Source organism: Bradyrhizobium sp. WBAH42, assembly GCF_024585265.1.
Classification (GTDB): domain Bacteria; phylum Pseudomonadota; class Alphaproteobacteria; order Rhizobiales; family Xanthobacteraceae; genus Bradyrhizobium.
In genome coordinates, this window is the sequence record NZ_CP036533.1 from 5,622,130 (window position 1) to 5,636,684 (window position 14,555).

Sequence of the window (14,555 nt, forward strand, 5' to 3'; positions counted from 1 at the left end):
ATAAAACCAAGCCTGTGGCTAAGAGACTTGAACCGGATTGCGTGCCCCTTATAGTCCCCCGCTCCCGCAGCGCAAGTTACGCGAAAGCCTTAAAGTCCCGGCCATGACGATCCGCACCCGCAAGTTCCTCGGCGCCATCCTGCTCCTGGTGCTGGCCACCGTCTGGGCCCTGCTCGGCATGGCGGCGGCGCAGATGCCGTGGATCGCCGAATCCGGCTGGCGGCAGGCGATCTACTATGTGGTGGTCGGCATGGGCTGGGTGCTGCCGGCGATGCCGATCGTGAGCTGGATGCAGCGGCCCGATCGCGTCAAGTCTGGCTCGTAGCGCTCCCGGTCGGTCTCACCGGCGCAAAGGCGACGCCCGACACCAGCACGCGCAGCATCCGCAGCGAGCGCACGCGCCCGTCCCAGGGGATCCGCGGCAGCGCGCGCAAGTTTGTGCGTCCCTCCGCCTCAACGATGCCCGGGATCGTCGAGGCGGCGCTGGCGAAGCCCGCCTCCTCCGCCATCACGACGTGGCCGCGCCGGAACGAAGCGCGGTCGCCGAACGGAAAGGCGAAATGCCTGATCTCGCGCTGGAAGGCCGATTCCGCCACGGCCTTGCCCATCGTCATCTCGCGCAGCGCGGCTGCGTCCTTCAGGTTGGCCAGGACCGGATAGTTCACCGTTGCGCTGCCGATCGTCACGAGCGGGTCGGCGGCGAGCCTGGCAAGGTCTTCCCAATCCATCGACGCCTCGCGGGAGAGCGCGGCGAGGTCGATCCGGTAGCGCGTGCAGAGATCGGCGATCGCGGCCGACAGATCCGCCGGCGGCAGCGAGCGCAACCAGCTCTCCAGATACGAAAACAGCGCCTGTTTCCCGGCCTTGTCGACGACGGTGAAGCGCTGCTCCTTCTCGCCCATCATCAGGCTGATGCGGCTCTCGCGTGCGATCGCCTGCTCCAGCCCGAGCCACCAGGCCTCGCCGACGCCGTCGGGAAAAGCGGTCGGCACATAGACCGTGAATGGCACGGCGTGACGCGCCAGCACAGGATAGGCGAAGGTGATGAGATCCTTGGGCGCGCCATCGAAGGTCAGCGCCACGAAGCGCCCCTTCTCCGGCAGCGTCACCGCGCGCCGGCAGACCTCGTCCATGCCGAGGAAATCGTACTTCCACCGCTTCAGCGCGCGGATGGCGCGATCGAGGAATTGCGGCGTGATCTCGTGCTCGCGCAGCGGCTGAAATCCGCGCCGCCGCGGCCGCACGTGCTGGAAGCGCAGGATGGCGCCGGCACCGCGACTGCGCAGCATGGCCTGGCCGGTGAACCAGGCCAGCTCGAGGCGCAGCCGTTCCAGCCATCTGTCGTCGGAAGCCAAAATCCCACCCTTCGCGCGCGCCGGCGGTCCGTTCCCTCGCCCATTGTCATTACCCTTTGTTGACCTTTGTTTGCAAAGGTCGGCCACAGGCCGAAATACGTATTTTCGATTTCTCGACAGGTTTCGCGAATGACCATGGCTGCGGCGATGCAAAGCCGGACGGCAGAAGCGCCAGCGCGGTCGAAAGCGAGCCGTATTGCGCAGGTCGATATCGTCACCGATCTCGCCGAGGCCGAGGCGGTCTGGCGTGCCTTCGAGGAACACGGCCATCTCTTCACGCCCTACCAGCGCTTCGACCTGCTCAGTCCGTGGCAGCGACTGGTCGGCGCCCACGAAGGTGCGCGGCCGTTCATCGTGATCGCCCGCGACGCCGAGCGCCGGCCGCTCCTGCTGCTGCCGCTCTCGCTGCGCGAGCGCCACGGCATGCGCACCGCCTGCTTCATGGGCGGCAAGCACACGACCTTCAATATGGGCCTGTGGAACGCCGAGTTCGCGGCAGAGGCCGCCGGCGCCGATCTCGATGCACTGCTTGCGCCGCTGGGTGAGCACGTCGACGTGCTCGCGCTGACGCAGCAGCCCGAGCGCTGGCACGACCAGCAGAACCCGTTTGCAGCCCTGCCGCGGCAGCGCGCGATCAACGCCTGTCCGCGGCTGCTGATGGAGCCGGGCGGCCCGCCGGCATCGCGGATCAGCAATTCCCTCCGCCGCCGCCTCAAGAGCAAGGAAAAGAAGCTTCAGTCCCTCGCCGGCTATCGCTATCACCTGGCGACGTCAGACGCAGACATCACCCGCCTGCTCGACTGGTTCTTCCGCGTCAAGCCGGCGCGGATGGCGGAGCAGAAGCTCCCGAACGTCTTCGCCGAACCCGGAGTCGAGCAATTCGTCCGCAGCGCCTGCCTTGCACCGCGCGGTGAAGGTCATGTCATCGACATCCATGCGCTGGAATGCGACGAGGAGGTGATCGCGATCTTCGCCGGCGTCGCCGACGGGACGCGCTTCTCGATGATGTTCAACACCTACACGATGACCGAGCACGCCCGCTACAGCCCCGGCCTGATCCTGATGCGCTACATCATCGACCGCTACGGCGAGCGCGGCTACCGCTCGCTCGACCTCGGCATCGGTTCGGACGATTACAAGCGGATGTTCTGCAAGGACGACGATGCGATTTTCGACAGCTTCGTCCCCCTGACCTCGCGCGGCAAGCTCGCGGCCATGGCGATGTCCTCGCTCAGCCATGGCAAGCGGCTGGTGAAGCAGAACCAGATGCTGTTCGACATGGCCCGGCGGCTGCGGCAGGCGTTCGGGTAAGATCTCTCCACAAACGCCAATTTCGTAGGGTGGGCAAAGCGACTTGTCCGCCGTAGCTCGAAGAGCGAAGGCGGAAGCGTGCCCACCTCTTCCGTTACTGCATTGGACAGGCGGTGGGCACGGCGCAAGGGCGCCTTTGCCCACCCTACGAGTTCTGTCTTCCCTTCTCCCCTTGTGGGAGAAGGTGGCGCGAAGCGCCGGATGAGGGGTTCTCTCGACTCGCCGGATTGTTCGTGAGGATAGAGCCCTCACCCGGCTTCGCTACGCGAAGCCACCCTCTCCCACAAGGGGAGAGGGTAAGAACGCCTACGCCGCCACCACGCGCGGCGTCTCGGCGGCATCGGACGGCTGCACCGGCTTGCTCAGCATCGTCACCGCGCTGAAGCCGACGGCTCTCAGCTGCTCGCACATCTGCGCGCGCGCATCCGCTGCCATCGCGGCGTCAGGCACCACGACGGCGCGGGCATGCGCCGTCAACAGCTCGGCCGGAAGGTCGGAGGCGCTGCCGGCGTCGATCAGCACGTGATCGTAGGCCCGCAGCAGCGCGTCGATCGCAAGCGCGACGCGCGGCGATTGCAGCAGGCTGCGATCGAAGCCGGGGCGGCCGGCCATGACCAGATGCAGCCGCGAGAGCTTGTCCCGGGTGATGACTTGCGCGAACGAGGCCTCGCCCTGCATCAGCTCGGCAAGGCCCGGCGACTGCGCATCGACGGAGACTGCGGCAATCGTCGGCGAGGATGCGGCGAGATCGACTACGACGACGCGGGCATCGCGCGCTAGGTTCCGCGCCAGCGTCAGCGTCGACAGCGTGATGGCTTCGCCCGGCGCGGTGCCGAGCACCGTCACCTTCTTGGCCGCGGCGCCCGCGGCACGCAGATCGTCGGCCAGACGTTCGATCTCGGTGAATTCGCCGGTGTCCAAATCGGCCGTCATCTCCGGCTGCAGCGGCGCGGGCTCCGCCAACACCGGATCCAATATTGGTTCGCCGGCCCTGTCGAACGCGGGCTCGATGGCCCGCTGAACGACCAGCCGCTCCTCACGCACCGGCGCCCGCACCGAGCCCAAAGCCGCGCGCGGCGCGGTCTGGCGCAGCAGCTCGCCGGTGACGACGACGCCGGACGAGAGCAGCAGCGTGGCGATCGTCGCGATCAGCACGATCGGCAGCTTCTTCGGATAGGCCGGCGTGTTCGAGACGATGGCGCGCGAGATGATGCGGCCATCGGTCGGCGCGGTGTCGATGGTCTCGCGGGTGTTGGCCTCGCGATACTTGGCAAGGTAAGTCTCGAGCAGATCGCGCTGCGCCTTGGCTTCGCGCTCGAGCGCGCGGAGCTGGACGTCCTGGCCGTTGGTGGACGCCGCCTGCTTCTTGAGCTGCTCGAGGCTCACGGTCAGGCCATCGACCCGGCCGCTGGCGATCCGGGCGTCGTTCTCGAGCGAGCGCGAGATCTTGGCGGCTTCGTCGCGAATCTGATTGTCGAGGTCGCCGAGCTGCGCCTTCAGCTCCTTGATCCGGGGATGATTGCCGAGCAGCGTCGAAGATTGTTCGGCGAGCTGCGCCCGCAGCGTCACCCTCTGCTCCGACAGCCGGCGCATCAATTCGGAGTTCACGACCTCGGATGCCTCGATCGGCTTGCCGCTCTGGAGCATCTCCTTGATCAGCCGTGCCTTGGATTCTGCATCCGCCTTCATCGAGCGCGCGTTGTTGAGCTGGGTGTTGACCTCGCCCATCTGCTGGTTCGACAGAGTGGTGTTGTTGGTGCCGACGAACAGGCTGGACTTGGAACGGAAGTCCTCGACCCTGGCTTCGGCCTCCGAGACCTTCTTGCGCAAACTCTCGATCTCGCCGGCCAGCCATTGGCTGGCGTTCTTGGCCTGTTCCTGGCGCGCCGCCTGCTGCAGCACGAGATAGCCGTCGGCGATCGAGTTGGCGACGCGCGCGGCAAGCTCGGGATCGGCGGACTGGAATTCGACCACGATCACGCGCGACTTGTCGACGGCGTAGGCCTGAAGGCGTTCATAATAGGAATCGAGCACGCGCTCTTCCGGCGTCATTGCGAAAGGATCGCGGCCGATGCCGACGAGCGCGGCAAGCGACTTCAGCGGCGAGATGCCCTGCAGGACGGGATCGAATTCCGGGCGCTCGGCGAGCTTGTTCTTCTTGATGATCTCGCGCGCGAGATCGCGCGACAGCACCAGCTGCACCTGGCTGGTGACGGCCTCGGCATCGAGCGCCTGCCGCTCCTCGGTGCGGTCGCTGTTCGGACGCAGGAACACGTTCTCGCGGCCGTCGATCAGGATGCGGGTTTCGGACTTGTAGCGCGGCGTGACGAGATTGACGATGGCGAGGGACGCAACGAGCGCCAGCACCGTCGGAACGATGACCCAGCCGCGCTTGCGCGCCAGGGCGGCACCGAGCGCATGCAGGTCGATATCGCCGGATTCGACTTGCCCCGGCTTCGCGCTGACGGACGCAGGCTTCGCTTCGATCTTGGCGTCGATCTTTTCGATGGTGGCTTCGATCTTGGGCGCAGCCTCGCCCTTGGACTTCGCGACGGCCCGCTCGATTACAGCCTTGTCCTTGCCGGCACGCCAGAACGCTAAACGCATCGAACACTCCCGCAGGGCAACGCTGCGACTCTACCTCAACCGGGGCGATTACACTCCATTAAGGTTGCCGCTGGGTTAATCGCGACAGCACGCGCCTGACGCGCGCGCGCCCGTCACCGTTTGTTAACCACGAGGCCCCTTAATCCATCGCGATTATTTCGTGACAATTGTTCGGCAGTCGCCGTCGAGCTGGTTTTGATCATGCCCCCCTCCCCCGACCGGCCGCTTCGCATCCTTCACGCCGTGCGCGCTCCAGTCGGCGGCATCTTCCGCCACATCCTGGACGTCGCCAACGGCCAGGTCGACCGCGGCCATCATGTCGGCATCCTCGCCGACAGCCTCACCGGCGGCGAGCGCGCCGACAAGGCGCTGACCGAGCTCGCGCCGCGCTTGAAGCTCGGCGTTCACCGAATGGCGATCCGCCGCGAACCGTCGCCTGACGACGTCCTGGTATGGCTCCGCATGCGGCGGCTCATCGCCGTACTCAAGCCCGACGTGATGCACGGCCACGGCGCCAAGGCCGGCGCCTTCATCCGCATGCGGCGGCGCGCGGACAAAACGATCCGCATCTACACCCCGCACGGCGGCTCGCTGCACTACCCGCTCAACACCTTCAAGGGCGAGTTCTACGCGCGGCTCGAGCGTGCGCTGATGGATTCGACGGACCTGTTCCTGTTCGAGAGTGCCTTTGCGCGCGACACCTATCAGCGCATCGTCGGCACGCCCAAGGGCGTGGTGCATTGCGTCTTCAACGGTGTGACGCCGGAGGAATTCGAGCCGGTCATTACCGGCGAGGATGCGACCGACCTCTGCTATGTCGGCGAGTTCAGGCACATCAAGGGCGCCGACCTGCTGGTCGACGCCGTGGCGCGCCTGCACGAGGGCGGCAAGAAGGTCACGCTCACGCTCGGCGGCGACGGCGAGGAGACGGCCGCGCTGAAGGCACAGGTCGAGCGGCTCGGCCTCGGGAGCGCCATCCGCTTCATCGGTCACGTCAAGGCGCGCTACGGCTTCTCCAAGGGGCGGCTGCTCGTCGTCCCCTCGCGCGGCGATTCCATGCCTTACGTGGTGATCGAGGCCGGCGCGGCGGGCATTCCGATGATCGCATCCAAGATCGGCGGCATCCCCGAGATCCTGGGCGCCGACAGCCCGGCGCTGTTCGCGCCCAGCGATCCCGAAGCGATGGCAGAGGCGATCGCCGCAGCACTCGATGATCCGCACACCACCGCGCAACGCGCGGTCTCCTTGCGCGAGCGCATCTCGGCGCATTTCTCGCAGGCCGCGATGGTCGAGGGCGTGCTCGCCGGCTATCGCGACGCATTTGCCAATCATTAACCACCCTTAAGTCCGGCTTTAGAGAATCTTCCGATTTGTCCGATAATCGAAGCGCCAGGGGATGCTTGCCCGGGCGCGCAAGGCCGTGCCGCGGGTTTTGGAATGGACGTGGACGCCCGTGGAACCGCTCAACGCACGCTCGATGTTCGATGCCGCGGCCAGCGCTGCGGCAAAGCCTGCTGACCAGCCCTTCGTGGAGCGCCGTCGCCGGCTCTCGCCTGCGGCGCTCGACGTCGTCAACCAGAAGGTCGCGCGTGCCTATTCGCCGATCGTGATCGCCGGTTTCGTGCGCCTTGCCGATTTCGCGCTGCTGAGCCTCGTCGGTATCGCGGTCTATCTCGGCTATGTCATGCCGCTCGCGGGGGCGTTCAGCTGGGTCTATCCAGCCGAGGTCATCGCCGTCGCCATCGCCGCCGTGGTCTGCTTCCAGGCCGCCGACATCTACCAGGTGCAGCTGTTCCGTGGTCAGCTCCGGCAGATGACGCGGATGATCTCGTCCTGGTCGTTCGTCTTCCTGCTCTTCATCGGCATTTCCTTCTTCGCCAAGTTCGGCAGCGAGGTCTCGCGGCTGTGGTTGGCGGCCTTCTACTTCCTCGGACTCGCGGCCCTGATGGCCGAGCGTCTGATGCTGCGCTCGCTGGTCCGCGCCTGGGCGCGAGAGGGCCGGCTCGACCGGCGCACCATCATCGTCGGCTCCGACAGCAACGGCGAGCAGCTGGTCGAGGCGCTGAAGGCGCAGGAAGATTCCGACATCCACGTGCTCGGCGTGTTCGACGACCGCAACGACAGCCGCGCGCTCGACACCTGCGCCGGCGCGCGCAAGCTCGGCAAGGTCGACGACATCGTCGAGTTCGCCCGCCGCACCCGCGTCGATCTCGTTCTATTCGCGCTGCCGATCTCGGCGGAGACGCGCATCCTGGAGATGCTGAAGAAGCTCTGGGTGCTCCCGGTCGACATTCGCCTCTCCGCGCACACCAACAAGCTGCGCTTCCGGCCCCGCTCCTATTCCTATCTAGGTGAGGTGCCGACGCTCGACGTGTTCGAGGCGCCGATCACCGATTGGGACCTCGTGATGAAATGGCTGTTCGACCGCATCGTCGGCAGCCTCGCGCTGCTCGCAGCCCTGCCGGTGATGGGATTGGTTGCGCTGGCCGTCAAGCTCGACAGCCCCGGCCCGGTGCTGTTCCGCCAGAAGCGCTTCGGCTTCAACAACGAGCGCATCGACGTCTACAAGTTCCGTTCGATGTACCACCATCAGGCCGATCCGACCGCCTCCAAGGTCGTGACCAAGAACGATCCGCGCGTCACCCGCGTCGGCCGCTTCATCCGTAAGACCAGCCTGGACGAGCTGCCGCAGCTCTTCAACGTGGTGTTTTCAGGCAATCTCTCGCTGGTCGGCCCGCGCCCGCATGCGGTGCAGGGCAAGCTCCAGAGCCGCCTGTTCGACGAAGCCGTGGACGGCTATTTCGCCCGCCACCGCGTCAAGCCGGGCATCACCGGCTGGGCCCAGATCAACGGCTGGCGCGGCGAGATCGACAACGAAGAGAAGATCCAGAAGCGCGTCGAGTTCGACCTCTATTACATCGAGAACTGGTCGGTGCTGTTCGACCTCGTCATTCTCCTGAAGACGCCGATCTCGCTGCTGACCAAGAACGAGAACGCGTATTGAGTTTCTCTGTCATGCCCCGGCTTGACCGGGGCATCCAGTACGCCGCGGCGCCAGTGATTTTCCGCAAATGGCCGCCGGGGCGTACTGGATCGCCCGGTCAAGCCGGGCGATGACAGCTGTATTTGTAGCGTTAAGAGTAGCGTAGAGCGTGTGATGATGTATGCGGCGACAGCCGGTGGAGTGAACGTAGCCGCACCGGCTGCGCCCGGCGTGCTGGCGCTGCAGCGCGCGATGGTGTGGCTGGTCGGCGCCTCTGGCGCGATCGTGTTCATCGAGCCGAGCCCCTACGAGATCGCCACGCTGCTCGCCGCCATCACCTTCTTCGCCACCGGCCTGCGGCTGAAGCTCGTGCTGATGCCGCTGGTGCTGCTGCTGGTCCTGCTCAATGTCGGCTACACGATCAGCGCGATTCCGCTGTTCGACAAGTCAGAGGTGGTGAGCTGGATCGCGACCTCCTGGTACATGGCGGTGACGGTGGTGTTCTTCGCGATGGTCGTCTCGGAGGACACGACGGCGCGGCTCGACATGCTGCGCCGAGGCCTCGTGGTCGGCGCGATGATCGCCTCGCTTTTGGCAGTCGCCGGCTACTTCCACCTGATCCCCGGGGGAAACGACCTGCTCACGCTCTACGGCCGCGCGCGCGGCACGTTCAAGGACCCGAACGTGCTCGGCGCCTTCCTGATCCTGCCGGCGCTGTTCGCGCTCCAGAGCGTGGTCTCCGACAAATTGGCCAAGGCCTTCCGCAATGTCATCGCCTTCGGCATCATGTCGCTGGCGATCCTGCTCGCCTTCTCGCGCGCCGCCTGGGGCGGCCTGGTGCTGACCTCCGCCTTCATGCTGGCGCTGATGGTGCTGACCAGCCGCACCAACGCGCAGCGCTCGCGCATCGTCATCATGGCGATCGTCGCCGCGGTGCTCGGCCTCGCGCTGATCGCCGTGCTGCTGTCGCTTGATGCCACCGCGGAGATGTTCAAGCAGCGCGCGAGCTTCGACCAGAGTTATGACGAAGGCCGCTTCGGCCGCTTCGGCCGCCACATCCTCGGCGCGGAGATGGCGCTCGACCTGCCGTTCGGCATCGGCCCATTGCAATTCCACCGCTACTTCCCCGAAGACACTCACAACTCCTACCTCAACGCCTTCATGTCCGGCGGCTGGCTGTCCGGCGTGTGCTATCCCGCGCTGGTCTTCACCACCGTCATCATGGGGTTCCGCCACGTCTTCATCCCTGTGCCGTGGCAGCGCGCATACCTCGCGGTGTTTTCCGCCTTCCTCGGCACCGTCGGCGAAAGCTTCGTGATCGACACCGACCACTGGCGGCACTTCTGGATGATGCTGGGCGCGGTGTGGGGCATGATCGCGGCCGCGCAGGCCTACAAGACTAGGACTGGCGAGGACGCTTCTTCAGCTTGAGCTCGGGCCGCTTCTCCGGCGGCGTGTCGAGCAGCCCCTTCAGCGCCTCGGTTGCCGTCAGCACACCCTTGTAAGCCTCATTGGCAAAGCGCAGCAGCAAGCGCAGCTCCTCGTCGGAATAGGCGCCAAAGACCTTCTCCATCGCCTGCTGCATCGGCACGTAGAATTGGCCGAGCTTTGCGATCGCCTCGGGCACGACCGCGATGAAAACCTTGCGGCGGTCCTTCTCGTCGCGCTCGCGGCGCACGAGGCCCGCCTTCTCGAGCCGGTCGACCACGCCGGTGATCGCGCCGGTGGTCAGGCCGGTGACCTCCGCGAGCCGGCCCGCGGTGACGCGGCCCTCGAGATACAGGATGTCCATGCATTCGAGGTCGGAATTGGCAATTCCGGCAACGTTGGCGACGGTCTGGCCGTAGAGCACGCCTTGCGCCGACGACCTGCGCATCGCCTCCTCGAGCTCCAGCAACAGCGCCGCGCGCGCCTTCGTCCTTGACAAGACCGGCCTCTTATCTTAGCTGATATATATCTTAGTCGCTAAGATATTTAGCGACCGTATTTTCTCCTAGCACCACGCAAACGTCGGGAGCAAGCCATGGCCCACCGTCCCCGCAAGGCGCTGATCATCGGCGCCGGCATCGCCGGACCCGTCGCCGCAATCCTGCTGCGCCGCGCCGGCATCGAATCCGCGATCTACGAGGCGTGGCCCTATTCGAAAGGTATCGGCAGCGGCCTGCAGATCGCGCCGAACGGCATGCATGTCCTGGACGAGATCGGGCTTGCGAAGGAGCTGATCAGTCGCGGCTCGGTCGCGGAAGCCTTCGACTTCTATTCGCAGCGCGGCGAGAAGCTCGGCTCGATCAATCGCGACATGGCGCGGCGCTTCGGCCAGCCGGCCGTCAACATCGCCCGCGCCGCGTTGAACGAGATCCTGATCGACAAGGCCTGGTGCGCCTGCGTCTCGCTCTATTTCGAGAAGCGCCTGATCAAGATCGAGGACCGCGGCGACCAGCCGATCATCGCCTACTTCGCCGACGGCACCACCGCCGAAGGCGACTTCCTGATCGGCGCCGACGGCGTCCACTCGGTCGTGCGCCGCCAGGTCGTGCCTGATGGCCCGCAGCCGTTCGACACCGGCCTGATCGGCTTCGGCGGCTTCGTGCCGTACGCCGTCCTCGACGGCAGGCCGATCGGCCGGCATGTCGAGACCACCTTCGGCCAGAGCGGCTTCTTCGGCTATGGCTATTGCAGCCCGGATCCGAACGACGGCCTGATGTGGTGGAGCACGCAGCCCGCGCACGGCATGGGCGCGGCGATGTTCCGCGCGCTTGACCCTGCGACGCTGAAGCAGCATCTGCGCGGCTTCCATCGCGGCTGGCATGATCCGATTCCCGCCATCATCGAAGCGGCCGAGAGCATCGTCGTCACCGACACGCTCGATGTCGCGACCCTGCCGACCTGGTCGCGCAAGCGTTCGCTCTTGATCGGCGATGCCGCGCACGCAACCAGCCCCCATGCCGGCCAAGGCGCCTCGCTCGCGCTGGAGGACGCGATGCGCTTCGCGCGGCTGATGCAGGAGGGCCAGGAGCTCGGCGCCACCTTCCAGGCTTTCGAGGCCGAGCGCCGCCCGCGCACCGAGAAGATCGTTGCCATGGCCCGTCGCAACGGCAACAGCAAGCGCGAGTTCAGCGCCACCGGCGCCTGGGTCCGCAATCAGATGCTGAAATGGCTGCTGCCGCTCGGCGCCAAGGGCATGGACTTCATGTACGCGTATGACGCGCGGGCGGCGTAGGACTCCGCTGCTGTAGGGTGGGCAAAGGCGCACTTGCGCCGTGCCCACCATCTCTCCGCAATCGCAATAGAAGCGGTGGGCACGCTCCGCTTTGCCCACCCTACGATACCGAATTAGCTCTCCACCCTGAACGTCAGCCCCGCGTTGTCCTGCAGCCGCTTGATCAGCTTGTGCTGCATCGCCGCGCCCGGCGTCCAGACGCCGGCGGGAACGTCCCTCGCATCACGCAGCAGGCAGATCGCGCATTCGGAGATCACCTTGGAGGTCGAGCCGTAGCCGGGATCGCGATCACCGGTGACGCCGGCGCGGACCATGCGGCCGTCGGGGGCGATCGCGACATAGAGCAGGTTGAACAGGCCGTTCTCCCGCTCCTCCTTCGACGGCCCCTCGCCCGGCTTCGGCGCGTTCGGCCCGGTCTTCTCGGCATTGGCCGCCATGACGCGCTTGGCGTTGGCCTCGCCCTTCTCGCCGGCGCCGGTCAGGACCATCTCGTCGTAGACAAAGTCCTGGCCGTAGGGAAAGCCCATCAGCATGTTGGAGCGGTGGACGTTGCGCGTGTTGATCAGCGCCATCATGAACGGCGCGGCCCAGGACTGCAGGTCCTCCTCAAAGACGGCCCTGTTGCCCTTCGGCTGCTTCGGGCCGGTGAAGCCGGGCGTCAGCGCGAAATGGTCGTTGAGGATGGCGACGAGGCTGAGGTCCTTGGCGACGGCATCGAAGGTCGCCTTCGCGCTCGCCGCGGTGCCGCCTGACAGCGTGCCGCGCATGTCGCGCACGCGGCCTTTCACGCGCGGCGCCGGCGCGCCGAACACGCGCCTGGCCTCTTCCTGCACGAAGAAGGTGCCGAGCTCGAACGGCACGGAATCATAGCCGCAGGAGAACACGATGCGCGCGCCGCTCGCCTTGGCCGCCGCCTCGTACTTGTCGATCATCTGCCGCATCCACACCGGCTCGCCGCAGAGATCGAAATAATCCGCACCCGCAGCGACGCAGGCAGCTAACAGATCCTCGCCATAGAGCTGATACGGACCGACCGTCGTGATCACCGATTTGGTCTGCGCTACCATCGCCTTCAGCGACGCCGCGTCCGACGCGTCCGCGACGATCAGCGGCGTGTCGGCCGGCGCGCCGATCGTATCGCGCACCGATTTCAGCTTGTCGAGGCTGCGGCCCGCCATCGCCCATTTGAGCGCCTTGTCGTCCTTGTAATGTGCCGCCAGATATTCGGCGACGAGCTGGCCGGTGAAACCGGTCGCGCCGTAGACGACGATGTCGAATTTCGCAGAGCTCATGATCGGCCTTTACTTCTTCGCATAACTCACGCCCATGCCGGCACGGACGTCGCTTTGAATGCCATAGGGCGGGATCGGATAGCGCAGGCCGTTCTTCGCCAGCGCCTTCATGCCTTCAATTGCCTTGGCGAGATGCGAGGGCTTCAGCGCCATCAGCATCTCCTCGTCCGGCACGCCGCCATAGCGCCGTTCGGCATAGCATGGCAAGGACAGGCTGGGCTCCCCGGTCTTGAGCGCCCGCCCCCAGGAATCCGCACAGGCGGTCTCGCCGACCACACCCCATTCGAACTTCTTGTAGCCGGTATATTGCAGCCCGTTGATCAGGATGATCATCTGCCCGGGCGTTGCATAGACGAGGCAGATGTCGGGCGGATCGAGCCGGCCGCTCGCCAGCGGACTGACGACGAGCGCCTGATAGTGTCCGAACGGAACCACGTCCAGCGCCTCCTGGCGCTTGCGCGCGTCTTCCGCGGTGCCGTGCCAGACCCCGACATAGTTTTCGCCGGCGAGCCATTTCTCGTCCTGGGGGCTGAGACCGATCACCGCGCGGCATTGCGCGCCTACGAGATCGTCGGCGGTGATACCGACGGTCCAGCCCAGGCGCGCGGCCATGCTGACGATCTGGTCGGTGGTGTGAATTGCGTTCGGACGGCGGATCTTCGGGATCGCCTCCATCTCCGCGACGCTCGCGAACAGCTTCATGCCGATCACATTCGTCTTCAGCCGCAAGAGGCTGTTGAGATCGGCGACGAGGCCGGCGAGATCGATCCTGTCCGCACTCTGCTGTTGCATGGCTTCCTCCGCGCCGGCGATCGCGCGCCGTGTTCTTGTGGCCTCGTTCTAGTCCTTGCCCGGTCCCGGAAGCAACTCGCCGGTCCTGCCCATCAGGCGGTAGGCCACGAGACCAATCCACTCGCGAATGGCGACTTCCGTTCGGCCGAGCCCGTCCGCGCCCATATTGGTGAAGGAGAACAGATCGTCGCGTCCTCCCATCCGCCAGTCCACCGGATAGGCCTCGACGTCAAATCCGGCCTTGCGGAAGATTCCCATCGAGCGCGGCATGTGGAAGGCCGACGTCACCAGGAGCCAGCGCTCGCCGGGCTTTGGCGCGACCAATTGCTTGGTGAAAATCGCATTCTCCCAGGTGTTGCGGGAGTGACGTTCGAGGATCAGGCGGTCCTTCGCGATGCCGAGATTCTCCAGGATCGGCGCGGAATAGTCGGCCTCCCTGGCCTCGGTCGACATCAGGTTCGCGGTGCCTCCGGTGAAGGCGATGCGCGCATGGGGATAGCGGCGCGCAAGCTCGGCCGGCGCAAACAGGCGATCGGCCGCGCGCGCGACGACCGGCGTGCGATGCGCCGCCGATAGATCGGTGTCGACCGAGCCGCCGAGCACGATAATGCCGTCGGGCTCGCCGCGCGCGGCGTCCCAGGGCGGGAAGCGCGACTCCAGCGGATAGAGCAGGAGATTGCCGAGCGGCGAGAACGCCGCGAGCGCCAGCAGCACCAGCGTCGTTATCGCAAGCCTGCGGCCAAATGCGGCAAAGCGTGTCCCCATCAACACCACAGCCACAATTCCGAGCTCGACCAGGAGATTGATCGGCAGCAGCGCGGTGCCCAAGGTCTTGGAAAGAACGAAAAACAGGGGAGCCTCGCTGAAATCACTGGTCTGAATGACCGGCCTGAATTGACCTGGCCGGTCTGTGCGGGGCTTGACCGGCCCCGCCATCTTCAGAAATCTTCTTGAAAGAGGATCGATCGCCGGGTCAAGCCCGCGCTGATGAAACG

12 protein-coding genes are annotated in these 14,555 nt (G+C 65.9%); 6 read left to right on the forward strand and 6 right to left on the reverse strand.

Annotated features, from left to right (window positions below):
* Window positions 1–103 precede the first annotated feature (103 nt).
* A complete protein-coding gene (locus DCG74_RS26310) occupies window positions 104–325 on the forward strand; it encodes a DUF2842 domain-containing protein (protein ID WP_018320088.1) in 222 nt (73 codons plus the stop codon).
* Here the strand turns inward: DCG74_RS26310 and DCG74_RS26315 are convergent.
* Window positions 309–1,355: a polysaccharide deacetylase family protein gene (locus DCG74_RS26315; protein WP_172783485.1), complete on the reverse strand. Its 1,047-nt coding sequence runs from the start codon at window positions 1,353–1,355 to the stop codon at window positions 309–311. The two genes, DCG74_RS26310 and DCG74_RS26315, sit on opposite strands and share 17 nt — an antisense overlap.
* Window positions 1,356–1,484: 129 nt before the next feature.
* On the opposite strand from DCG74_RS26315, the gene DCG74_RS26320 reads away from it, so the two are divergent.
* The gene (locus tag DCG74_RS26320; protein WP_172783484.1) at window positions 1,485–2,666 is read left to right on the forward strand and encodes a GNAT family N-acetyltransferase; all 1,182 of its coding nucleotides are present in this window, start codon (window positions 1,485–1,487) and stop codon (window positions 2,664–2,666) included.
* A 306-nt stretch (window positions 2,667–2,972) separates the two neighbouring features.
* On the opposite strand, the gene DCG74_RS26325 is transcribed toward DCG74_RS26320, so the two are convergent.
* Window positions 2,973–5,273, reverse strand: coding sequence for an exopolysaccharide transport family protein (locus tag DCG74_RS26325; protein WP_172783483.1), 2,301 nt, complete (start codon window positions 5,271–5,273; stop codon window positions 2,973–2,975).
* 201 nt (window positions 5,274–5,474) lie between these two features.
* Here DCG74_RS26325 and DCG74_RS26330 point away from each other — a divergent pair, with 201 nt between their 5' ends.
* The 3 genes from DCG74_RS26330 to DCG74_RS26340 all read left to right on the forward strand — a co-directional run bounded on the left by DCG74_RS26330 (window position 5,475) and on the right by DCG74_RS26340 (window position 9,687).
* Window positions 5,475–6,608: a glycosyltransferase family 4 protein gene (locus tag DCG74_RS26330; RefSeq protein ID WP_172783482.1), complete on the forward strand. Its 1,134-nt coding sequence runs from the start codon at window positions 5,475–5,477 to the stop codon at window positions 6,606–6,608.
* A gap of 118 nt (window positions 6,609–6,726) precedes the next feature.
* A complete protein-coding gene (locus tag DCG74_RS26335) occupies window positions 6,727–8,277 on the forward strand; it encodes an undecaprenyl-phosphate glucose phosphotransferase (RefSeq protein WP_172783481.1) in 1,551 nt (516 codons plus the stop codon).
* A 153-nt stretch (window positions 8,278–8,430) separates the two neighbouring features.
* Window positions 8,431–9,687, forward strand: coding sequence for an O-antigen ligase (locus DCG74_RS26340; protein ID WP_172783480.1), 1,257 nt, complete (start codon window positions 8,431–8,433; stop codon window positions 9,685–9,687).
* On the opposite strand, the gene DCG74_RS26345 is transcribed toward DCG74_RS26340, so the two are convergent.
* Window positions 9,656–10,132 carry a MarR family winged helix-turn-helix transcriptional regulator gene (locus DCG74_RS26345; protein WP_172783813.1) on the reverse strand — a complete coding sequence of 159 codons (477 nt, stop codon included), beginning with the start codon at window positions 10,130–10,132 and terminating at the stop codon, window positions 9,656–9,658. The two genes, DCG74_RS26340 and DCG74_RS26345, sit on opposite strands and share 32 nt — an antisense overlap.
* Window positions 10,133–10,279: 147 nt before the next feature.
* On the opposite strand from DCG74_RS26345, the gene DCG74_RS26350 reads away from it, so the two are divergent.
* The gene (locus DCG74_RS26350) at window positions 10,280–11,476 is read left to right on the forward strand and encodes an FAD-dependent monooxygenase (protein WP_172783479.1); all 1,197 of its coding nucleotides are present in this window, start codon (window positions 10,280–10,282) and stop codon (window positions 11,474–11,476) included.
* A gap of 113 nt (window positions 11,477–11,589) precedes the next feature.
* Here DCG74_RS26350 and DCG74_RS26355 read toward each other — a convergent pair whose 3' ends face one another.
* From DCG74_RS26355 to DCG74_RS26365, 3 genes are read right to left on the reverse strand one after another with little or no spacing between them, the layout of a single operon-like run.
* Window positions 11,590–12,768: a trans-acting enoyl reductase family protein gene (locus tag DCG74_RS26355; RefSeq protein WP_172783478.1), complete on the reverse strand. Its 1,179-nt coding sequence runs from the start codon at window positions 12,766–12,768 to the stop codon at window positions 11,590–11,592.
* A 9-nt stretch (window positions 12,769–12,777) separates the two neighbouring features.
* Entirely contained in the window at window positions 12,778–13,560 is a 783-nt protein-coding gene (locus DCG74_RS26360; RefSeq protein ID WP_172783477.1) for a DUF169 domain-containing protein, read from the reverse strand.
* 48 nt (window positions 13,561–13,608) lie between these two features.
* Window positions 13,609–14,376 carry a YdcF family protein gene (locus DCG74_RS26365; RefSeq protein WP_246708728.1) on the reverse strand — a complete coding sequence of 256 codons (768 nt, stop codon included), beginning with the start codon at window positions 14,374–14,376 and terminating at the stop codon, window positions 13,609–13,611.
* Between the last annotated feature and the right edge of the window lie 179 nt (window positions 14,377–14,555).